This window comes from Hydrotalea flava, from assembly GCF_001623405.1.
Lineage (GTDB): Bacteria > Bacteroidota > Bacteroidia > Chitinophagales > Chitinophagaceae > Hydrotalea > Hydrotalea flava.
The window spans coordinates 13,400-36,205 of the sequence record NZ_LUHG01000073.1 but is presented as its reverse complement, the minus strand read 5'-3'; the positions used below and the strand labels follow the sequence as shown (position 1 = coordinate 36,205).

Annotated in this window: 19 protein-coding genes; 10 read left to right on the top strand and 9 right to left on the bottom strand. The window is 37.3% G+C overall.

Going from position 1 to position 22,806, the window contains the following annotated elements:
• Genes hemB through hemA form a run of 6 tightly spaced genes read right to left on the bottom strand, consistent with a single transcriptional unit; the run spans window position 1 to window position 5,908 of the window.
• Window positions 1-975 carry a porphobilinogen synthase gene (hemB, locus tag A0F92_RS08205; protein WP_068244099.1) on the bottom strand — a complete coding sequence of 325 codons (975 nt, stop codon included), beginning with the start codon at window positions 973-975 and terminating at the stop codon, window positions 1-3.
• A gap of 18 nt (window positions 976-993) precedes the next feature.
• On the bottom strand, window positions 994-1,998 hold the full coding sequence (gene hemF, locus A0F92_RS08200; RefSeq protein ID WP_068244097.1) for an oxygen-dependent coproporphyrinogen oxidase: 1,005 nt from the start codon (window positions 1,996-1,998) through the stop codon (window positions 994-996).
• Window positions 1,999-2,013: 15 nt separating this feature from the next.
• Entirely contained in the window at window positions 2,014-3,051 is a 1,038-nt protein-coding gene (gene hemE, locus A0F92_RS08195) for a uroporphyrinogen decarboxylase (protein ID WP_068244094.1), read from the bottom strand.
• Window positions 3,048-3,767, bottom strand: coding sequence for a uroporphyrinogen-III synthase (locus tag A0F92_RS08190; RefSeq protein ID WP_068244093.1), 720 nt, complete (start codon window positions 3,765-3,767; stop codon window positions 3,048-3,050). Before A0F92_RS08190 ends, hemE begins: the two co-directional genes overlap by 4 nt.
• On the bottom strand, window positions 3,754-4,674 hold the full coding sequence (gene hemC / locus A0F92_RS08185; protein WP_068244091.1) for a hydroxymethylbilane synthase: 921 nt from the start codon (window positions 4,672-4,674) through the stop codon (window positions 3,754-3,756). Before hemC ends, A0F92_RS08190 begins: the two co-directional genes overlap by 14 nt.
• A gap of 13 nt (window positions 4,675-4,687) precedes the next feature.
• Window positions 4,688-5,908 (bottom strand): glutamyl-tRNA reductase, encoded by a 1,221-nt coding sequence (gene hemA, locus A0F92_RS08180; protein WP_068244088.1) that lies wholly within the window; start codon window positions 5,906-5,908, stop codon window positions 4,688-4,690.
• Window positions 5,909-6,162: 254 nt separating this feature from the next.
• Between hemA and hemH the strand changes: the two genes are divergently transcribed.
• From hemH to A0F92_RS08165, 3 genes are read left to right on the top strand one after another with little or no spacing between them, the layout of a single operon-like run.
• Window positions 6,163-7,212 carry a ferrochelatase gene (hemH, locus tag A0F92_RS08175; protein WP_068244084.1) on the top strand — a complete coding sequence of 350 codons (1,050 nt, stop codon included), beginning with the start codon at window positions 6,163-6,165 and terminating at the stop codon, window positions 7,210-7,212.
• Window positions 7,213-7,225: 13 nt separating this feature from the next.
• Window positions 7,226-7,774 carry a CopD family protein gene (locus A0F92_RS08170; protein WP_068244082.1) on the top strand — a complete coding sequence of 183 codons (549 nt, stop codon included), beginning with the start codon at window positions 7,226-7,228 and terminating at the stop codon, window positions 7,772-7,774.
• A 6-nt stretch (window positions 7,775-7,780) separates the two neighbouring features.
• Window positions 7,781-8,662 carry a ChaN family lipoprotein gene (locus tag A0F92_RS08165; protein WP_068244080.1) on the top strand — a complete coding sequence of 294 codons (882 nt, stop codon included), beginning with the start codon at window positions 7,781-7,783 and terminating at the stop codon, window positions 8,660-8,662.
• Here A0F92_RS08165 and hemN read toward each other — a convergent pair whose 3' ends face one another.
• On the bottom strand, window positions 8,663-10,030 hold the full coding sequence (gene hemN, locus A0F92_RS08160) for an oxygen-independent coproporphyrinogen III oxidase (RefSeq protein WP_068244078.1): 1,368 nt from the start codon (window positions 10,028-10,030) through the stop codon (window positions 8,663-8,665).
• 149 nt (window positions 10,031-10,179) lie between these two features.
• On the opposite strand from hemN, the gene A0F92_RS08155 reads away from it, so the two are divergent.
• The 3 genes from A0F92_RS08155 (at window position 10,180) to A0F92_RS15795 (ending at window position 16,246) form a co-directional block, all read left to right on the top strand.
• On the top strand, window positions 10,180-11,814 hold the full coding sequence (locus tag A0F92_RS08155; RefSeq protein ID WP_068244077.1) for an amidohydrolase: 1,635 nt from the start codon (window positions 10,180-10,182) through the stop codon (window positions 11,812-11,814).
• A gap of 128 nt (window positions 11,815-11,942) precedes the next feature.
• Window positions 11,943-15,335, top strand: a complete 3,393-nt coding sequence (gene ileS, locus A0F92_RS08150) for an isoleucine--tRNA ligase (protein ID WP_068244075.1) — start codon at window positions 11,943-11,945, stop codon at window positions 15,333-15,335.
• A gap of 5 nt (window positions 15,336-15,340) precedes the next feature.
• Window positions 15,341-16,246 carry a TraR/DksA family transcriptional regulator gene (locus A0F92_RS15795; RefSeq protein ID WP_253810286.1) on the top strand — a complete coding sequence of 302 codons (906 nt, stop codon included), beginning with the start codon at window positions 15,341-15,343 and terminating at the stop codon, window positions 16,244-16,246.
• A gap of 117 nt (window positions 16,247-16,363) precedes the next feature.
• Here the strand turns inward: A0F92_RS15795 and A0F92_RS08140 are convergent, their stop codons facing one another.
• A complete protein-coding gene (locus A0F92_RS08140) occupies window positions 16,364-18,184 on the bottom strand; it encodes an ABC transporter ATP-binding protein (RefSeq protein ID WP_068244071.1) in 1,821 nt (606 codons plus the stop codon).
• A 64-nt stretch (window positions 18,185-18,248) separates the two neighbouring features.
• Between A0F92_RS08140 and A0F92_RS08135 the strand changes: the two genes are divergently transcribed.
• Together A0F92_RS08135 and A0F92_RS08130 are read left to right on the top strand one after the other, a co-directional pair.
• Complete coding sequence (locus A0F92_RS08135) at window positions 18,249-18,623, top strand: ribosome-binding factor A (protein ID WP_068244068.1); 375 nt, start codon at window positions 18,249-18,251, stop codon at window positions 18,621-18,623.
• A 37-nt stretch (window positions 18,624-18,660) separates the two neighbouring features.
• A complete protein-coding gene (locus tag A0F92_RS08130; RefSeq protein WP_068244065.1) occupies window positions 18,661-19,878 on the top strand; it encodes an FtsX-like permease family protein in 1,218 nt (405 codons plus the stop codon).
• Window positions 19,879-19,954: 76 nt separating this feature from the next.
• Here the strand turns inward: A0F92_RS08130 and A0F92_RS08125 are convergent, their stop codons facing one another.
• Window positions 19,955-20,797, bottom strand: a complete 843-nt coding sequence (locus A0F92_RS08125; RefSeq protein WP_068244193.1) for a transketolase — start codon at window positions 20,795-20,797, stop codon at window positions 19,955-19,957.
• Between the two features lie 184 nt (window positions 20,798-20,981).
• Here A0F92_RS08125 and A0F92_RS08120 point away from each other — a divergent pair, with 184 nt between their 5' ends.
• A complete protein-coding gene (locus tag A0F92_RS08120; protein WP_068244064.1) occupies window positions 20,982-22,115 on the top strand; it encodes a glycosyltransferase family 4 protein in 1,134 nt (377 codons plus the stop codon).
• 120 nt (window positions 22,116-22,235) lie between these two features.
• Window positions 22,236-22,799: a ribosome recycling factor gene (frr, locus tag A0F92_RS08115; RefSeq protein ID WP_068244190.1), complete on the top strand. Its 564-nt coding sequence runs from the start codon at window positions 22,236-22,238 to the stop codon at window positions 22,797-22,799.
• Window positions 22,800-22,806: the final 7 nt, after the last annotated feature.

Sequence of the window (22,806 nt, the reverse complement as noted above, 5' to 3'; positions counted from 1 at the left end):
TTAGCTAAGCAACATAACTGCCTGTTTTGTAAAATAAGTGGCAATTAAGTCGGCTCCGGCTCTTTTAATTGAAGTAAGGCTTTCAATGATGGCTTTATTTTCGTCAAGCCATCCACGTTCTGCTGCAGCTTTTATCATGGCATACTCTCCGCTAACATGATAAGCACTCACCGGAATGGTTACTGCGTTTTTTACTTCACGAATAATGTCTAAATAAGCCATAGCTGGTTTTACCATCACAATATCTGCGCCTTCTTCAACATCCTGTAATGTTTCATTAATGGCTTCCAGACGATTTGCATAATTCATTTGATATGTTTTCTTATCACCAAATCCCGGTGCACTGTCTAAGGCATCTCTAAACGGTCCGTAAAAGCAGGAAGCGTATTTGGCACTATAGCTCATAATACCGGTTTTTATAAATCCGCTTTCTTCCAATGCTTCTCTAATGGCTCCAATTCTTCCATCCATCATATCGCTTGGCGCAACAAAATCTGCCCCTGCTGCTGCGTGGCTAACACTCATTTTTATCAATGCTTCAACAGTTTCATCGTTTACAATTTCGCCATCTTTTACTATGCCATCATGCCCATATATGGAGTATGGGTCTAATGCAACATCTGTCATTACAATCATTTCAGGAACAGCATCTTTAATGGCTTTAATACTTCTTTGCATTAAACCGTTTGGATTCCAGGCTTCTTTGCCTTCATTATCTTTTGTTTCGTCTAATGTTTTTACAAAAAGCAATACACTTTTTATACCCAGGCTGTATAGTTCTTTAATTTCTTTTACTGTTATGTCTAAACTATTTCTATAATAGCCGGGCATAGAGCTGATTTCAGTTTTTTGATTTTGCCCTTCATCAATAAACAAAGGAGCGATAAAATCGTTGGGGGTTAAAACGGTTTCAGCAACCAAACTTCTGATAGCTGCCGATTTTCTTAGTATTCTATTTCGTTTTTGCAAATACATTGTTCAATAGTTTTATGGTTAACACTGATTGGTTTTTTGTGTCCATTCATCAATGGTGATGGATTGATGCTCGTTGATCCAATCTTTGGGATGCAGACAGGCATCTAATAAAATGGCTTCAGGCGTTCCTGCTTCCGGTTGGTAATTATAGTTGAAGCGAACGGTTGGTGGCAAGCTCATTAAAATACTTTCTGTTCTTCCATTGGTTTTTAGGCCAAATATGGTACCTCGGTCGTGTAATAAATTAAATTCTACATAACGGCCACGCCTTATTTCCTGCCAAAATTTATGTTGTGCTTTAAATGGAGTATTTTTTCTTTTTTCAACAATAGGTAAATAGGCATCTAAAAATGCGTTTCCACAAGCCTTTGCTAATCCCAGCCAAAATTGTTCATCTCTTTCGGGTGTGGGTTTTTGGTGATCATAAAATATACCGCCAATGCCTCTCCGTTCATTTTGCCGGTGTGTGTTTACAAAATAATTATCGCAGGTTGTTTTAAAAAGAGGATAGAAGGATGTATCAAACTGATCGCAGGCATTTTTGTGTATTTGGTGAAAATGAATGGCATCTTCATTCAATAAATAATAGGGGGTAAGATCCGTTCCACCTCCAAACCATCTGTCTATCACTTCATTATTTTCATATAATTCAAAATAACGATAATTGCAATGTATGGTAGGTACAAAGGGATTGTTGGGATGTATCACTAAACTTAAACCACAGGCAAACCATTCATCGCCGTTCATTTGTAATTGTTTGCGCATGGGCCCGCTAACGGTACCATATACTACAGATGTATTTACGCCACCTTTTTCAAAAACATTTCCATCGGCAATTACTCTGGTTTTTCCACCGCCACCTGTACCATCGGGCTTACGTTGCCATTCATCTTGTACAAAAACAGCTTTGCCATCTGCCGTTTCAAGTGCAGTGCAAATCGTATCCTGAAGGGTATGAATAAATTGTATCCATTCTTCTCGAAATGCTGTTGTATGGGTGGCCGGTAAAAAATTTGTTTCCATGATGAATGCTTTATGCTAACTGGCAGGTTGCCATTCTTTAACTGTATCAACAAATGCTTTAGCATGGTCAACCGGAACATTGGGTAAAATTCCATGCCCTAAATTAGCAATATGTTTTTGTGGGCCGAAAGCTTGTAACATGGTAATTACTTCTTTTTTTATAACAGGTATGGGCGACAGTAGTTTTGCCGGGTCAAAATTACCCTGTAAGGTAATGTTGTTGCCTGCAAAATTCCGTGCTAATTCAGGCGGCGTACACCAGTCAATTCCTAGTGCTGCTGCTCCTGTTTGAGCCATCGCAGATAAGCTGTACCATGCACCTTTGGCAAATACAATTACCGGAACACTGGGTTTGATTGCTGAAACAATTTGTTGGATGTAAGGAAGTGAAATGGTTTCAAAATCTTCTTTGCTCAATAACCCGCCCCAACTATCGAATATTTGCACCGTATCGGCACCGGCAACCACCTGAGCCTTTAAATAGGCAATGGTTGTATCTGTAATCATTTGCAATAATTGGTGTGCCAATGCGGGTTGTTGGTAACAAAATGCTTTGGCTTCATCAAAAGTTTTAGAGCCCTTTCCCTGCACCATATAACAAAGCAGCGTCCAAGGCGCACCGGCAAAACCAATTAATGGAACTCGGCCATTGAGTTCTTTTTTAATGAGCTGAATGGCTTCAAAAACATAGCCTAATGTTTCGTGTACATCCGGTACACGAATCCGCGATAAATCATTTACTGTTTGAATAGGGTTGGGTAAAATAGGCCCTTTGCTTTCAATTAACTGTACTTCAATGCCCATAGCCTGAGGTACTACTAAAATATCAGAGAACAATATAGCTGCATCAACACCAATAATATCAACAGGCTGTAAAGTAATTTGGCAGGCTAATTCGGGTGTTTGGCAACGCTCAAAAAAACCATATTTATTTCTTAATTCCATGTATTGCGGTAAATACCTACCGGCTTGTCGCATCATCCAAACAGGCGAACGTTCCGTTTGTTCACCTCTTAAAGTTCTTAGAATCAAATCGTTTTTTAATACACTCATGCTTTAATATTAATCGGTTTAAAATAGTTCATTGCTAATTCAATCATTTGTTCTTTTCCGGGCCATTCACTAGTAATTATTTTGTTTTGAACATAGGTATGTATGGTTGCTGCAGTTGTTTTACCAATGGCAAATAAAACAGTGGCTAACGGTATGGTATTTACGGAAAAGAAACTATGAACAGCACTTGGGCTAAAAAAAATAATACCCTGATAATTTTTTGATACTTCAACGGGTGTTTGTAAGGTATTGTAAACAATAACCTGTTCAGTTGGAAATTGGTTTGCGGCTAAGGTTTCAGGAAGTTCATCCATTCGTTGATCACCACAAAAAAATACTAACGCGTTTTCGGGCCGGTGCTCAATAATTTTTTCAGCCAATAAACCCGCACTTTTAGCACTGCCTTTAAAATGTTTTTCGCCAAAAAACTGAATAACTTTTTCTTTGGTAATACCGCCTAAACAATAAATATCCCATTTGGGAACTTGCGGTAATTGGGCTGTAACTGCATCTACTGCATTCATGCTGGTAAAAAGAGCCGTAATTTTTTTTTCAGCCAATTCGTGAATGGTTTGTGTAATTGATTCATTTATAATGGGACTGGTTTCAATAAATGGAATACAATCAATGGTAATACCTCTTGTATTGGCATTGATTACAATGATAGGGTCTAATGTACGGGTGCATAAAATGGGTATGGTACTATTTTTTTGCATGGTGAATTGATTCAATGATCATTTTTGCGCCGGTTGTTAAAAGTTCTTCAGCAGCTAATCTGCCTAAGTTTACAGTATCTGAAAGGGTTGTTTTTTTTTCTATTTTAAATTGTTGTTTGCCGTCTGGGCTGGTAATATTTCCCTTAAAGTAAACCTCATTATTTTCAATTGTGGCCAAAGCACTGACAGGGGTAGAACAACCGCCCATTAAAGTTTGTAAAAAATCGCGTTCTAATTTGGTACAAAGATCGGTATTGGGATCGTTTAGTTGATTTAATTTTTTAAAAGTTTCAGTATCATCTTCCCGGCATACAATTACAATGGCACCTTGTGCAGGTGCAGGAAGCATCCAGTCTAAATGTATGGATTGTGCGGGGCGTAACGCAATTCGTTCTAATCCTGCAGCAGCAAATATGGCTCCATCCCAATTGCTGTTGGCTACTTTTTGTAAACGGGTATTTACGTTGCCCCGCAAATTTTCAATGGTATGATTGGGATAACGGTACAGCCATTGTGCTTTTCGGCGAATGCTACTGGTGGCAATAATGGCATTAGATTGAGCGTCTGATAAAAAATCTGTATTGTTTTTGAATACCAATATATCCTTGTATGATGCTCTGGGAAGAACAGCAGCCTGCACAATGCCTTTAGCTAACTGTGTAGGTACATCTTTCATTGAGTGTACAGCAATATCAATGGTTTTACTTAGTAATGCTGCATCTAATGTTTTTGTAAACACCCCTTGTACGCCAATGGCATATAGTGGGGTAACCAAATCAATATCACCATCGCTTTTTATATGTTTTAATTCACTTTGAATATGGTGTTTACTTAATAGCGTTTGTACCAGTGTTGCCTGCCAAACGGCTAATTGGCTTTCTCTGGTTCCAATTTTAATTATACCCATGATTTAAATAAAATCAGTTACTGCTGATGGTGATAAAATCGTTAATAGCTTCAATAAAATTACAACCGGGTTTGTAATTGCTGCGTAATTTAACAGCCATGTTTTTTACTGCTTTTTGAACAGCCTCATTTGAACTGGTACTGTGGTTATTGGCTGTATAAACAGCATTAAACATTTCACAGTGGTTCATGTCTTCTAATTTCTTTTTTACAGCCTTAATAACCGGTACAAATTTTCTGCTGTCTAACCACTCAAAAAATTCGGCTTCAAATTCGTGAATAATGGCTAATGCTTTTGGAATTTCTGCCTGGCGTTTTTGTAAAGTAGCATCATTAATTTTTGCTAAATCATCTACATTTACTAATGAAATATGGGCTAATTGGGCGGTATCGGGATGAATATTATTGGGAATTGACAAATCAATCAGAATTTTTTTACCCGAATTAATAAAATTCTCTTTAAATAAAATAGGAGTTTCTGCATTGGTGGCTACAATAATTACATCTGCTTTTGCTGCTAAAGTGGGTAAAGTTTGGTAAGTGGCTGAACCAATACCAAGTTCTGCAGCCAGTTCAGCTGCTTTTTCATTGGTTCTATTGATGAGTGTAATATTAGTTGTATCTAAATAATCAATTAAATTTTTACAAGTATTTTTGCCAATTTTACCTGTTCCAATTAATAAAATATTTTTTTGTGCTATGAAATGAAGATGTTCTTTCAGGTATTGAATGGCTGCAAATGATACAGAAACAGTGCCACCGCTTAAAGCGGTTTGGTTTTTAATGGTTTTAGAAGATTGTAGTACGGTGTTAAACAATCTTTCCAGAAATGAACCTACAAATCCACGTTCTTTTGCAAACTTAACTGCCAATTTCATTTGCCCTACAATTTCATAATCGCCCAAGATTTGCGAATCTAATCCAGCACCAACAGAAAAAATATGTGTTACCGCTTCTTTTTCTTTTTTTATATAACAACGTTCTAAAAATATTTCTTTTGAACCCACAGTTTCACTGCAAAGCAGGTTAATAAGGTCAGAAGCCTGGTTAGCAATGCCATAAATTTCGGTGCGGTTACAGGTGCTGAGTATTACCAACTCTTTTATAGAAAGGGTAGAGGCTTTTTGTAAAATGGCGGCATATTGTTCGGGGCCAATGGCGTATTGACCTCTTACAGAAGCATCTGTTTTTTTGTAATTAATACCAATGGCAAAAAAATTCGATAAGTTTATCATCTGCTGGTCTTAATATGGTTCCTTTTATAAACGCAAAAGTATTCCGCTTGGATGGCAGAAATGTATGACTTAGGTCATGTCTCTGTCATTTAATTGTCATTTTACCAGATTTGAATACGATTTACCGGTTTACTGTACTTTTTTATGGCTGTTTCAAACCAATTCATATTTTGTTTCGTTGTTACGAGTAATAAAATGCAAACAACCTGTTTGAAACAATTTTTGAAATAATACATTTGCTAACATTTATTTTTATGCACCAAAAGAAAAAAGGGGTTATTTTAATGAATCTCGGTTCGCCGGATTCAACATCTGTAAAAGATGTGCAACGATATTTGAGAGAGTTTTTAATGGATGAACGTGTGATAGATGTTCCATATTTTTTCAGGCTTTTATTGATTAAAGGCATTATTGTTCCATTCAGGGCACCTAAATCGGCAGAGGCATATAAAACCATCTGGACAGATGCCGGTTCGCCACTCATTGTTTTAACCCAACAGTTAAAAGAGGCTGTTCAGCAGCTTATTCAAATGCCGGTTACTGTTGCTATGCGTTATGGTAACCCATCACCTGAGGCTGCTTATCAATCATTATTAGAACAAGACCCTGATATTGAAGAAATTTTATTATTTCCATTATATCCGCATTATGCCATGAGCAGTTATGAAACTGCAGTGGAATATATGAAGGAGGTGCATCAAAAAATGGGGTATAGATTTAAGTTGCAAACCATAAAACCTTACTACAACCAGCCCGAATATATTCATGCTCTTGCCAACAGTATTCAACCCTATTTACAACAGGAATATGACCATATTCTATTCAGCTATCATGGTATACCGGAACGGCATATTCGAAAAAGTGATACAACGGGATGCCATTGCCTTCAGGTAAAAGATTGCTGTAATGTGTCATCCATTGCACACCAAGCCTGTTATAGACATCAGGTTTTTGAAACCACTAAATTGGTAACTGAAAAGTTGCATATACCGAAAGAAAAATTTAGTGTTTCTTTTCAGTCGCGCTTGGGTAAAGGCTGGTTGCAACCCTTTACCGATAAACGATTGGAAGAAATGCCTGCTCAGGGCATTAAAAAACTATTGATTCTTTGCCCGGCTTTTGTAAGTGATTGTCTGGAAACCTTAGAAGAAATTGCAGAACGTGGTAAAGAAAGTTTTATGCATGCAGGTGGTGAAAGTTATACTACCATTCCCTGTTTAAATACACAGCCACATTGGGTAGCCACTATCAGTAACTGGATAAATACTTATGAAAATGGTGCAAGCAATATGTTGTTGAATTAATCTTATCTTTAGTATGATGTATCTATACTTGAAGGCTGCACATATTATTTTTGTTGTTACCTGGTTTGCGGGTTTGTTTTATATGCCCCGCTTGTTTATTTATGCTACTGAAGCAGGCGATAAGCCAGAGCCTGAACGCACTATTCTGCGAAATCAGTTTGCCATTATGATGAAGCGTTTATGGTATGGCATTACCTGGCCTTCTGCAATTATTACTTTATTATTAGGTACTTCTGTTTTAATGGAAGGTGGTTGGTACCTGTTATTGTTTAAACCGGAGGGTAAATGGTTACTTGTAAAATTGGTTTTAGTGTTATTTTTATATACGTATCATTTTTCATTACAAATATTGGTAAATCAGGAGGTACATGGCATTTACCGATACAGTTCTCAGCAATTGCGCATTTGGAATGAGGTAGCTACTTTGTTTTTGTTTGCAATTGTGTTTTTGGCAACGGTTAAACAAAGCATTGGTTTGTTGTGGGGATTTGTTGCTTTACTGGCGTTGCTTTTAGTACTGTTAAGTGCCATTAAAATTTATAAGCTGCTACGAAACAAATAAACAATCATGCGCAAAAAAACATGTATTACTGCTTTGTTTGCTATTGCTTTTATTGAATTGTTTGCTCAAAAAAATATGCAAAATAATTATGTAATTTATGATGTTGCCCAACACAAAACCATTGATTTGGGTGAATTAACAACCGCTTTAATACACACACAGGTTGTATTTTTTGGGGAAGACCACAATGATGCAGTAGCACATTATCTGGAAGATTCCTTATTCAAAGCGTTGGTGCAGGAAAAGAAACATGTTGCGTTGTCATTAGAAATGTTTGAAACCGATTGTCAGGCACCATTGAATGAATATGTAGAAGGATTTATTACTGAAAAACAATTTTTGGCCAACACACGGCCGTGGAATAATTACAGTGATTATAAACCAATGGTAGAAACGGCTAAACAATATCAATTGCCTGTTATAGCAGCTAATGCACCGAGGCGTTATGTAAGTTTGGTTCATCAAAATGGTGTTGAAACTCTACTGAAATTAGATAAATTATCAAAAAGCTATCTTCCGCCATTGCCATTTAGTGCAGCTCAGGCAGCCTATCAACAAAAATTTGAAGGTATTATGGGTGGGCACGAGCAATTCAATCAAAATATGTTTGATGCACAAAATTTATGGGATGCTACCATGGCCAATAGTATTTACCGGTTTTGGAAACATCATAAAAGTTATACTGTTTTTCAGGTAAACGGGCGTTTTCATAGCGATGATAAATTAGGAACTTATGCACGTTTGCGGGCATTATTCCGTAAAATAAAAATGCAAAGTATTAGTTGTTATAGTGATGATGCGCAATTTACCCATCCCAACTGGGTTGCATTGAAGCAGCAGGCTGATTTTATTATCATTACCAATCCGGAAGTTCCAAAATCATTCTAATTAAATTGCTTTACTAAACTGTGGGTTGTGCATTGATTCATGTACGTGATTGCGCAATAAACGCAAATCAAATGCTCTACAAATATTTCTAATAAAATTTTTGCCTAAAGGCGTTACCGTTAGTTGGTATTCTTCTAATTCAACCAATCCATCTAATTCTAATTTTTCCAATTCAGGAATTACAAATTTTGTAATCATAGCTTTGTCTGCATCATGCAAAACTGTTTCGCCATTACAGCTAATGTCTAAAATATATTGTTTAAAGTGAAGGTCTTCTTCCGTTAAAGTAATGCCCTTGGTTACAGCCAGTGTATTGTTGCATACTGCCTCATAATAATTGTGCAGGGTTTTTTCGTTCTGAGCAAAAGCTGTCCCCATATCGCTTATGGCCGAAACACCCAAGCCTATCATATTTTTGGTTTGCTGGGTAGTATAACCCATAAAGTTTCGGTGTAATCTTTTTTCCTGTTGTGCAATATACAGGGCATCGTTTGGCAATGCAAAATGATCCATGCCAATATCAATATAACCGGCTGCAGTAAACATTTCTTTGCCTAATTGATACAACTTCATTTTTGTATCCGCATCCGGCAGGTCGTGTTCATCAAATAAGCGTTGACCTTTGCTGGTCCATGGCACATGGGCATAACTGTAAAATGCAATACGGTCAGGTTGCAAAGCAATGGTTTGTTCAATGGTAGTGCGCATGCTTTCAACTGTTTGGCGGGGTAATCCGTAAATCAAATCAAAATTTACAGAGGTATATCCCGTTTGTCGCGACATATTGACTGCCTGCTGCACTTTTTCAATAGGTTGTATGCGGTTAATCAGTTTTTGTACCAATGGATTGTGGTCCTGAATACCAAAGCTAACCCTGTTGAAACCTAAGTTATGCAGTGTTTCCAAATGTTGCAGGGTTGTATTATTGGGGTGTCCTTCAAAACCAAATTCATGCTGGGGATGCACTTTAACGGTTGCTAAAATTGAACTGATTAAATAGTGTAAATTTTCCGGAGAAAAAAAAGTGGGTGTGCCACCGCCTAAATGCAGCTCACGCAACAAGGGTGTGCCGGGCATTAATTGTAAATACAATTGCCACTCTTTTAAAACGGCTGCTATATATTCGGTTTCAACCTGATGATTGGTGGTAATTTTTTTATTGCAGCCGCAATAGGTGCAGAGCGATTCGCAAAAAGGCAAATGAATATATAGGCTTAATCCTGATGCATCTTTACTGAATGCTGTTTGTACCAATTGTTCCCATGCCGGTAACGATATGGTTTCATTCCAAAATGGAACGGTTGGATAACTGGTATACCTGGGTACAGGAACATTGTATTTTTCTAATAAATGATGACTTACCTGCATACTCCTCATTTTTCAACAAAGCTAAATGCTGTGTTTAGGCTGTACTATGATTGTTGTCATACCGTGTCAAAAATTCCGGCATTTTGGTATGTAAGTTATCATACATTCAGTATTTAACTATCTTCATGTTTCATTTCTATCATTGCTATATGAGAAAAATTTATTTGGGGGGATGTATCCTTCTTTTTAGCGCCTGTGTTCAAAAAAAACAGGTAGATACCATTGTTTACAATGCACATATTTATACCGTTAATGCGCAGTTTGATACGGCAAGCGCCATGGCCATTCAACAGGGGAAGATAGTAGCCATTGGTAAAACAGATAGTATTCTGCAACATTTTTCTGCTAAAGAAATGCTGAATGAAAATGGAAAAACCATATTTCCCGGTTTTATTGATGCGCATGCTCATTTTGTTGGTTATGGCCAAGAACTGTTTACGGCCGATTTGCATAATACCAAAAGTTTTGATGAAGTACTGGAACGGTTAAAAGCTTTTGCTGCCCAACATCCCAATCAACCCTGGTTATTGGGCAGGGGATGGGATCAAAATAAATGGCCCGGTAAAGCTTTTCCAAACGCAGTTGAAAAATTAAACCAGCTTTTTCCATTTACGCCTGTTTTTTTAACCAGAGTTGATGGTCATGCAGCTATTGTTAATGCCAAAGCAATGGATTTGGCCGGAATTAAAGCAGGCCAAAAAATTGTGGGGGGTAGTTTTGAAACTTTTCAAGGCAGACTTACCGGTGTTTTAATTGATAATGCGCAAAAGCCAGTATTGGCAGTAATGCCACTGTTATCTGCCAATGCTTATGCGGAAAGATTGATGGCTGCTCAGCAAAATTGCTTTGCCATGGGTTTAACAACCATTACAGATTGTGGTTTGAATTACAAAGATGTATTACAAATTGACAGCCTTCAAAAAACAGGCGCTTTAAACATGCAGCTGTACATTATGCTAAGTGATGCCAAAGAAAACTATGATTATTTTTTGCCCAAAGGCCCCTATAAAACCGATAAATTGTTTGTGAATGGCTTTAAATTTTATGCCGATGGCGCTTTGGGTAGCCGTGGTGCTTGTTTGCTGCAACCCTATACCGATAAGCCCGGCTGGTATGGGTTTTTATTGAGTAATGCTTCACACTTCGATTCAATGGCTAATATTTTATCGAAAACAAATTTTCAAATGTGTACCCATGCCATTGGCGATTCCGGTAACCGTGTAATTTTACAGGTATACAACAAATATTTAAAAGGCAAAAACGACAGGCGTTGGCGCATAGAACATGCACAAATTGTTGCTCCGGAAGATATTGCTTTATTTGGTGCAGCTTCCATTATTCCTTCTGTACAGCCTACCCATGCCACCAGCGATATGTATTGGGCTGAAAGCCGATTGGGTAAAACCAGGCTCAACAATGCCTATGCATATAAAAATCTGTTAGCTCAAAATGGATGGCTGCCACTGGGCACCGATTTTCCGGTAGAAGATATTTCGCCCTTTAAAACCTTTTTGGCTGCTGTTTTTAGGGTAGATAGTACTGGATTTCCACCCGGAGGGTTTTTGCCCGAAAATGCCCTGAGCCGCGAAGAAGCCATTCGGGGTATGACCATTTGGGCTGCCCGGGCCGATTTTTTAGACAAAGAAACCGGCAGCCTTGAGCCTGGTAAAAAGGCCGATTTTGTTGTGCTTGATACCGATTTAATGCAAATTCCCTGGAATAGGGTGCTGCAAACAAACGTGCTGGCTACTTATATTTCAGGCAAAAAAGTATACCAAAAATAAAAATAAAAGACAGGTTTTTTTATGAAGTGGTTGCATGCTTTGTGGTGAATGGCTGCTGTATCTTCTTATTGCATGAACAGATTCCTTACCTTCGCAACTTTTAAAACCGCATTGATAGTACAGTATTTATGAGCAATACATACCGCGAATTTCAGGCCTTACATTTACCTTCTATTGAAAAAGAAATATTGCAACGCTGGCAGCAGGAGCAGGCTTTTGAAAAAAGTATTTCTTTACGCGAAGGCGCACAGCCCTTTGTGTTTTATGAAGGGCCGCCCAGTGCCAACGGTATGCCGGGTATACACCATGTTATTTCCAGAACATTGAAAGATTTGGTTTGCCGCTACAAAACCATGCAGGGTTTTCAGGTGAAAAGAAAAGGAGGCTGGGATACCCATGGCCTTCCGGTTGAATTAGGGGTAGAAAAAGAACTGGGCATAACCAAAGAAGATATTGGTAAAAAGATTTCAGTTGAAGCATACAATCAAAAATGTAGGGAAGCAGTTTTGCGCTACAAGGATAAATGGGATGAGATTACCACTAAAATGGGCTATTGGGTAGATTTGAATGACCCTTACATTACATTCGATAATAAATATATTGAAACCTTATGGTGGATTTTAAGTGAACTGTATAATAAAGGTTTACTATATGAAAGTGTAAGCATTCAACCATACTCTCCTGCGGCGGGAACCGGTTTAAGCAGTCACGAATTAAACCAGCCCGGCACTTATAAAGACGTAAAAGATACAAGTTGTGTGGCGATGTTCCGCTTACTGCCTGTTTCAATAATTGAGGGAAAATGGAGAGCAACATTTAGCAACTACCTCATTGAAACTGCCTCTAATTCCTGGAAAACTAATAAAGTAAAAAGTTCAGACGTTTTCCTTTTAGCCTGGACTACTACCCCCTGGACATTGCCCTCAAATTTGGGATTAGCAGTAGGGGCAGCTGTAGATTATGTACTCATTAAAACCTTTAACCTGTACACGCATTTGCCGGTAAATGTGGTATTGGCTAAAGATCTTATTCCAAAATATTTTAAGCCGGAAGCCGAAAATGCTGATTTTAACGGCTATTCTTCTGAATCAAAAATCATTCCCTGGCAGCAATTGGCCATTTTTAAAGGCAGCGAATTAGAAAATTGCCGTTACGAGCAATTAATGCCTTATGAAGCCAATCAGCCTGTATTAGCCGGTGGTGAGCCATTTAGGGTAATGCTGGGGGATTTTGTTACTACAGAAGATGGTACCGGTATTGTACACATTGCGCCTGCATTTGGAGCAGATGATTTTAAAGTAGGAAAGAAATACGGCATCGGTATTTTAACGCTGGTAGATAAACAGGGTAAGTTTGTAGATGGCTTGGGCGAATTTAGTAACCGGTATGTAAAAAATTACACCGATGATCCGCAGTATCAGGATGTAAATGTAGATATCTGCGTAAAACTCAAAAAAGAAAACAGGGCATTTAAAGTAGAAAAATATGAACACAGCTACCCCCATTGCTGGCGTACTGATAAACCCATTTTGTATTATCCTTTAGATGCCTGGTTTATTAAAACCACAGCCGTAAAAGACAGAATGGTTGCCTTAAACAAAACCATTAACTGGAAACCCAAAAGTACTGGCGAAGGCCGCTTTGGTAACTGGTTAGAAAATATGGTAGATTGGAATTTAAGCAGAAGTCGTTATTGGGGCACGCCTTTGCCTATTTGGCGTACAGCAGATGGAACAGAAGAAATTTGCATCGGTTCTATAGAAGAATTGAATACAGCCATTAAAAAAGCAAATGAAGTTTTAGGCAGTGATATTAACAAACACTACTTGCATGAAGGTATTTTAGACCTGCATAAACCCTATGTTGATGATATTGTTTTGGTAAGCCCCTCCGGTAAGCCCATGCAACGTGTACCCGATTTAGTAGATGTATGGTTCGATAGTGGGGCCATGCCTTATGCACAATGGCATTACCCATTTGAAAATAAAGATTTGATTGATAAAGGAGCTGCTTTCCCTGCCGATTTTATTGCAGAAGGTGTTGACCAAACCCGTGGCTGGTTTTATACGCTCCATGCGCTGGCAGTGATGTTGTTTGACAGTGTAGCCTTCAAAAATGTAGTATCAAATGGTTTGGTATTAGATAAGAACGGTAATAAAATGAGCAAGCGTCTTGGTAATGTGGTAAATCCGTTCGATACGATTGAACAATTTGGCGCCGATGCCACCCGCTGGTATTTAATTACCAATGCCTCACCTTGGGATAATTTAAAATTTGATTTAGAAGGTATTAAAGAAGTACAGCGTAAATTTTTTGGCACCTTATACAATACTTATCAATTTTTTGTGTTGTATGCCAATGTAGATGGTTTTGCATTTAAAGAATCTTACATCCCCATTCAGCAAAGGCCTGAAATAGACCGTTGGATTCTTTCTTCACTGCATTCACTCATCCAAATAGTAACCGATGCCTTGAATGATTATGAACCCACTATTGCCGGACGTGCTATTGAAGATTTTGTAAACGAACAACTGAGCAATTGGTATGTTCGCCTGTGCAGAAGAAGATTCTGGAAAGGAGAATATGAAGCCGATAAAATCAGCGCGTACCAAACCCTTTATGAATGTTTGGAAACGATAGTACAATTAATGGCACCTGTTTCACCCTTTTTTAGTGAGGCCATTTTTTGTAATTTGAATGAAGTTAGCCGGCGTTATCAGGCTGCATCTGTTCATCATACAAACTATCCTAAAGCCAATGCAGCCATGATAGATGCTGATTTAGAAGAAAGAATGCAACTGGCGCAGGATGTGTGTTCCCTGGTTCTATCGCTTCGTAAAAAAGTAAACATAAAAGTTCGGCAGCCGCTGCAAAAAGTAATGATACCGGTTTTAAATGCCAATATGCAGCAGCAATTAGAAAAAATAGCCGATTTAATTAAGGCCGAAGTAAATGTAAAAGAAATTGAATTTTTAACGGATGCGGAAGGTGTTATTCAGAAAAAAGTAAAACCCAATTTTAAACTGATGGGGGCCAAAATGGGCAGTAAAATGAAAATGGCAGCAGCATTAATTGGGCAATTAAATCAGCACCAAATCGGCATTCTGGAACGTGAAGGCAGTTTAATGTTGGAGTTGGAAGGGGAACAAATACCTGTTTTGCTGCAAGAGGTAGAAATTTTGGCAGAAGATATACCCGGCTGGAGTGTAGCCTCAAAAGGTGCTCTAACCGTTGCATTAGATGTTACAATAACACCCGAGCTTCAAAATGAAGGAAATGCCAGAGAATTAGTGAATCGTATCCAAAATATCAGAAAAGAGAGCGGATTTGAGCTAACAGACCGTATATTCGTACACATTATGGAAAATGCCGTATTAAAGCCTTCCATAATTCAATTTAACGATTATATTTGCCGCGAAATTTTGGCAGACGCTATTCACTGGGTACCAGATTTGCAGCAGGGTACAGCAATTGAAGTGAATGGTGTTTTGTTAAAACTGGCAGTAACAAAAAAAGGATAAAATGTATGGCTACCAAAAAAACTGCGCCTAAAAAAACAACAAAACCTGCCGCTAAGGCAGCTAAAAAGGCAGCACCAGCCAAAAAAGTTGCTGCAACCAAAAAAGCAGCACCGGCCAAAAAAGCGGCTCCCGTAAAAAAAGCAGGAACACCGGCTAAAAAAGCTATATCTGCAAAAAAAGCAGCACCGGCCAAAAAAGAAACGGTTGTTACCGTAAAAAAATCTGCTGCTGTGGTGCAACCTGCAAAAAAAACAGTTACTGCAGGTAAAAAAACGATGCCTGCAACAAAATCAGTGGAAGCTATTCATAAAACCAAGCACGAAAATATTCATTCTGAACCCATTAAACCCAGTAAAGCAGAAAAAGCTGCTATAGTTCCCGTTATGCCAAAGAAAAAGCAACCTGAGCCATTTAAAGAAGTGAAAGTTCCTAAAACCAGTACCAAAAACAGTGTTCCCTACAGTCCGGGTTATACTCCATTGGAAAAAAGAGTGGATATGGGTAAACCCACTGAATCAATTGTCCGTTATTCTGATGCTGAATTAAATGAATTTAGAGAACTGATTAATAAAAAGTTAGACAGTGCTAAACGTGAATTAGCCTATTTGCAAGGTTTAATAACCCGTAAAGATGAATTGGGCGGAGATGAAAGTGAAGGAAGGTACATGACTATGGAAGACGGAGGCATGAGTATGGAAAGAGAACAATTAAGTCAAATGGCCAGCCGCCAAATTACCTATATTGACCATTTGGAGAAAGCTTTAATGCGTATTGAAAATAAAACCTATGGTATTTGCCGAGTTACCGGAAAATTGATAGATAAAGCCAGGTTACGTGCTGTACCACATGCTACTTTAAGCCTGGAAGCCAAATTAGGGTTGGTGAAAGGGCCTGAAACCGGCAACGAATAAAAAATTCATTTTTAAAAATATATAAAGAGGCTGTGTCAAAAGCGCAGCCTCTTTATATTTTCATGTCACTTTAATAAGTGAAATTTTTATTATGGGTTAAATTGTAATATTCATTTATTAATGAACTTCCTGCATGGTTACCAGTTTTTTGTAAGTGCCTTCTAATTCAATTAATTGTTGGTGGGTGCCCCTTTCAATAATTTCACCTTTATCTAATACAATAATTTCATCGGCATGTTTAATAGTAGATAAGCGGTGCGCAATTACAATGCTGGTTCTGTTAAGCATCATATTATTAATGGCATCCTGCACCAGGCGCTCACTTTCAGTATCAAGAGATGAAGTGGCTTCGTCTAAAATAAGAATCGGTGGGTTGCGTAAAATAGCTCTGGCAATGGTAATTCGCTGTTTTTCGCCACCACTTAGTTTATTGCCCCTGTCGCCAATATTGGTTTTATATCCTTCTTCTTTTTGCAATATAAACTGATGGGCATTGGCAATTTTAGCTGCTTCTATAATTTGCTCCATTGTGGCATTTTCGGTGCCAAGGGCAATGTTGTTTGCAATGGTATCGTTAAACAAAATGGGTTCCTGTGTAACAATACCCATGTGCTTGCGTAAGCTATGCAAGTTGTAATCTTTAATATTAATACCATCAATTAGTAATTCGCCTTCACTTATATCCTGAAAGCGTGGAATTAAATCTGCAAAGGTACTTTTCCCTGCACCACTGCTGCCTACAATAGCAACGGTACTTCCTTTACGTATGGTGAGATGGATGTTTTTAAGTGTTGAAAATTCATCATAACTGAAGCTTACATTTTTAAATTCAATTTGATGTTTGAATTCTGTAAACTGAATTGGATTTTCTATTTCAGTAATTGAAATGGGTGCTTTTAAAATTTCTTCTATTCTTTGAATGGCAGAACTGCCGCGTTGTGCGTTGTAAAAAGCTGTAGACAAAGATTTGGCTGGATTAATAATTTGCGTGAAAAATAAAATGTAAGTGATAAAAGCATCAGGCTGTAAAAAGTTTTTGCTGCCAAGTACCAACCTTCCGCCAAACCACAAAATACAGCACATTACAATTACACCTAAAAATTCGGAAAGTGGAGATGCCAGATCTCTTCTGAAATTCATTTTATTCCGTATCTCATTCAGTTTATTATTGGTATAATAAAATTTACTGCCAATCAATTTTTCAGCATTAAAGGCCTTGATGATTCTAAGCCCACCCAGGGTTTCATCTAAAATAGACATGAGTGTACCCTGAAACTCCTGGGCATGGGTAGATTGTTTTTTTAATGAACGGCTTACCCTGCCTATAATAAAACCGGTTAAGGGTAACAAAACCAATAAAAAAAGCGACAGTGCCGGACTGAGAAAAACCAGCGTAAATAAAATAATAATGATGTTTAAAGGATCTTTTACCAATCCCTCCAATGTACCAATAATGCTCCATTCAATTTCATTGGCATCATTACTCATACGGCTAATAATATCGCCTTTGCGTTGTTCTGTAAAATATCCAACTGGCAATGCCAGAATTTTTGCAAATAAATCGCTCCGCAATTTTGTCATTACATAGTTGCGCATGGGTGTTAATACCCGGTATGACAAATAAATAAAAGTGTTTTTCAGAAAAATTGAGAGGATAATGATAATGCAAATAAAAGCCAGTGCATACATTTCACTGTGTGTTCTAATTAACTGACTTAAAATATATTTCAGATAATTTAACACGCCATTGGCACTGTATGAAAAATCGGGTTTTGCTTCCATCAATTTTTCCTTCCCGAATAATAATTGTAAAAAAGGAGCCAGCATAGCCAGTGAAACCAGCGAAAAAACAATGGATAACAGGTTAAATATTACGTATAAAACAATGTTCTTTTTTTGACTGCTTAGGTAAAACAAAATTCTTGAAAAACGCTTCATAGATAAAATATAATAAGAAAGCCGCAAAGTAACTAAATTTACCACCAAATAAACCTTAAAGATTATGTTGGAAGGAAAACGTCAAAAACAAGTAGCTGCGGTGTTGCAAGAGGCCTTGAATGAAATTTTTATGCGGCTTGGTTTAAATATGATAGATGGTGGAATGGTATCAATTTCTAATGTAAAGATAACGCCCGATTTATTGGAAGCCAGAATTTATATCAGCCTTTTTAAAATAGAACAACCCGCTGTTACCATGAAACGGATTGATGATCGTGCTTGGGAAATAAAAAAGCATTTAGCCGAACAGGTAAAACATCAGCTAAGGCGTATACCCGTTTTACAATTTTATTTAGATGATACACTCGAACATGTTTTTAAAATGGAAGAATTGTTTAAGCAAATCAATACTCCAAAAAGTGATGATACTACTTCATAAAATTTTTTATTGAAACCTAACCCTGAAAATTACAACCTTGAATTTTTTATTTGCCAGGCGATATTTTACCTCTAAAAAATCAACCAATGCTATTACCCTGATTGCATGGATTAGTATTACTGCCATTATGGTTGGAACAGCTGCTTTGATTATTGTTTTAAGTGTGTTCAATGGTTTTGAAGATTTGGTGAAAGGCCTGTATGCCGATTTTTATGCCGATATAAGCGTAACACCACAAAAAGGAAAAACTTTTTTATTACTTCCTACGCAGTTGGGTCAACTTAAAAATATTTCCGGAATCGGATCTTATAGTTTAACTGCCGAAGAAAAAGCACTGCTAGTAAACGGCGATAACCAAACAATTGTTCTTGTAAAAGGGGTAGATAGTAACTATACACGTATTAACAGCATTCAATTGCATATGGTTCGTGGGTCTTTTGTATTGGGCAATGCTCAAAAACCACAACTAATTGTAGGAGCTGGTATAGAAAATGCTTTGGGATTAGATGTAGAGCGAAGTTTGTATCCGCTAACATTGTATATGCCCAATACACAATCGGATAATATGTTATCATCAGAAGGGCTTTACGCCTATAATATTTTACCCGCCGGTACTTTCATGATTCAGGAAGATTTCGATAACAAATATGTTTTTACCAATCTTGCTTTTGTGAAATATATGCTTAATATGCAGCCCAATGAATACAGTGCTATTGAAATTAAATTAACAAAAGATGCCAATACCAACAATGTACAGTTGCAAATTGAAAACTTGTTGGGTAATGCATTTAAGGTGCAAACCAGATATCAGCAAAACGAAAGTTTGTATACTGTTATGGAGGTGGAAAAATGGGTGATATATGGAATATTGTCAATTATATTAATTATCGCTGCTTTTAATATGATTGGCGCATTAACCATGCTGGTATTGGAGAAGCAGAAAGATATTGCTGTTTTAAAAGCATTGGGCGCATCAGACGGGCTGATTCAAAAAATATTTTTAACTGAGGGTTTTTTATTGGCCATTACAGGTGGTGGGGTAGGAATGGTGTTGGCGCTCCTGATATGTTTCATCCAAATTAAATTTCATTTAATTGGGTTAGGTGGTGGAACGTTTATTATTGATTATTATCCTGTAAAATTAGTGCCCGGCGATTTTGTATTGGTAATGATAACGGTACTGGCTATTGCATTATTAGCTGCCTGGTTTCCGGCATACAAAGCAGGCAAAGAAAAATTATCGCTTAAAAGTTGAAATTAATGTGCAATAAAATTGTATAAAAAAGCCGGCTATTTTATTGAACTGCCGGCTTTCATCTTTCTATCTTATTTTAATAATCACCTAAAGTTTCAGGTAATTGGTTTAAAGCATCGGCTAATTGAGCATCGCTGGGTGCAATACCATGCCATTCATGGTGTCCTTCCATAAAATTTACACCTTTCCCCATTACTGTTTTCATTAAAATGCAAATGGGTTTGCCCTGACCGGTTAACTTTTTTGCTTTATTTAAACCGGTAATTACCTCTTCCATATCATTGCCATTCATTTCTAAAACATGCCAGTTAAACGCTTCAAATTTGGCCTTAAGGCTTTCTAAATTCATTACAACACTGGTTGGCCCGTCAATTTGCTGGCCATTATAATCGATAGTAGCAATTAAATTATCTACTTTATGGTGTGCTGCAAACATAATGGCTTCCCAGTTTTGACCTTCTTCCAACTCTCCATCACCGTGTAATGAAAAAACAAGGTGTTTATCACCATTTAATTTTTTTGAAAGTGCTGCTCCAATTGCCACACTCATACCTTGGCCTAAAGAACCGCTGGCTACGCGTATACCTGGTAAATGTTCATGAGTGGTAGGGTGACCTTGTAATCTGGAATTTAATCTTCTGAATGTGCCGAGTTCTTTTATATCAAAATACCCTTTTCTGGCTAAAACACTATAAAATAAGGGTGATATATGTCCATTGGATAAGAAGAAAATATCTTCTCCAATGCCATCCATATGAAAGGGAAGCTTGGTATCCATCATATCAAAATAAAGTGCAGTCATATAATCGGCACAGCCTAATGAACCGCCCGGATGTCCGCTCTGCACATCATGAACCATCCTTAAAATATCTCTTCTAACCTGAGATGCTGTTTTTTCTAATGTTGCTATGTCTGCCATAAATACTAATTTGGTTTGGCAAGATAATTGATAATTGAATACCATCCGCATAGGAAGCACAATGTTAATCTTATATGATTTTTTACAATTTTGTAAAGAATTGTTAGAAATTTAAAAAAAACGTTTATATTGCTATTATAATTATACTCCACTTACTTATTACACAACTTGTAAAAATCCTGCAATGGAGAAAATTATTTTTGGGGGCCTACTCTCTTTTATTATAACACTACTTGCAATTCCTGCAATTATTCAAATTGCTAAAATGAAAAAATTGTATGATATACCAGACGACCGGAAGATACATCATACCCTTGTTCCATCATTGGGGGGTGTTGGTATTTTTGCCGGGTTCCTAATTGCACTTTTGTTGTTGAGTGATTTGGCACCCCGGATGTACGGCTTTCCTTTTTATATAGCAGCTTTTGTGGTGGTTTTCTTTTTTGGTGTTAAGGATGATATTTTGGTAATAACGCCTTTAAAAAAGTTTTTAGGTCAGTTGGCTGTTGCTATCATTTTAATGTACAAAAGCCAGTTGCTGATTGATGATATGCATGGGTTTTTAAATATTGGTATTATTCCTTCTGTATATAGTTACCCACTTACCATGTTTACAATTATTGTTGTAATGAATTCTTTCAATTTAATTGATGGTGTAGATGGCTTGGCTGCCTCTATAGGTTTCATTACCTGCACTTTGTTTTCTGTATTTTTCTATTTAAACAATGATTGGCTCTTTGCCTTAATGGGCATCTCTATGTCAGGGGCATTGCTGGCTTTTCTTCGCTTCAATTTTTCACCTGCCAAAATTTTTATGGGCGATACGGGTGCTATGCTATTAGGCTTAGTCAATGCAATTTTGGTCATTCATTTTATTAAAACTGCTGAAGGCTCTCATATTTTACCGGTTTACGCTGCACCTGCTATGGGATTTGGTATTTTGTTATTGCCTTTATTAGACACACTTCGTGTATTCGGTATTCGTATTTTTAATAAAAGGTCACCTTTTTCGGCTGATCGAAATCATTTACACCATATGTTATTAGACAGGGGATATTCTCACAAAAAAATTACCCTTTGTTTGTCTTGTGTATCCATTCTCTTTATAGCACTCAGTTATTTGGCACTTCCCTTAGGTACAACAAAAGTTATTTTGTTGCAAATTGTATTGTTTTTCTCTGCAATATTATTCTTATATTTTGCCAACATACAGCAACAAAAGAAAAACGCTGTATTAATGGAGGCAGATGAGCAGGAAATTTTTATTGCTTTAACTGCTAATAAAACAAATCCTATTGCTGCGGTAACAGATAAATAATTTAGTTTTTCATTGCATCTGGCCGGCACCTCACTCCCTTATTCTGTTGAATTTGTAAATACGGGGCTGCAAGATGTTGTATTCTTTATTAGATTTGCGCCACTTAATCATCATTTTATTATGACCGAAGCATTAAATCTAATTATTGAGGATATTGAATCAGGCATGAAAAAGGCCATTTTGCATTTAGAGGTAGAATTGACTAAAATCAGAGCGGGTAAAGCCAATCCTGGTATGTTAGAAGGTATTGCTGTAGATTATTACGGTAATCCTACCCCCATTCAGCAAGTGGCTAATGTAAGTGTTTTAGATGCCAGAACCATTAGCATTCAACCTTGGGAAAAGAAAATGCTGGCGGCTATTGAGAAAGCCATTATGCAGGCCAACATTGGAATAACTCCGCAAAATGATGGTACTCAAATTCGTTTATTTATGCCGCCCTTAACCGAAGAACGCAGGAAAGAAATGGTGAAAAAAGCTGCTGCTGAAGGGGAACAAACCAAAGTAGCTATTCGCAATATTAGAAGAGAAGGTATTGAACAGGTAAAGAAATTACAAAAAGATGGTTTAAGTGAAGATGTGGTAAAAGATGCAGAAAAAGATATTCAGGAAATTACAGATAAATACACGGGTCTGGTTGAAAAACATTTAGCTGTTAAAGAAAAAGAAATAATGACGGTATAATGGGTTG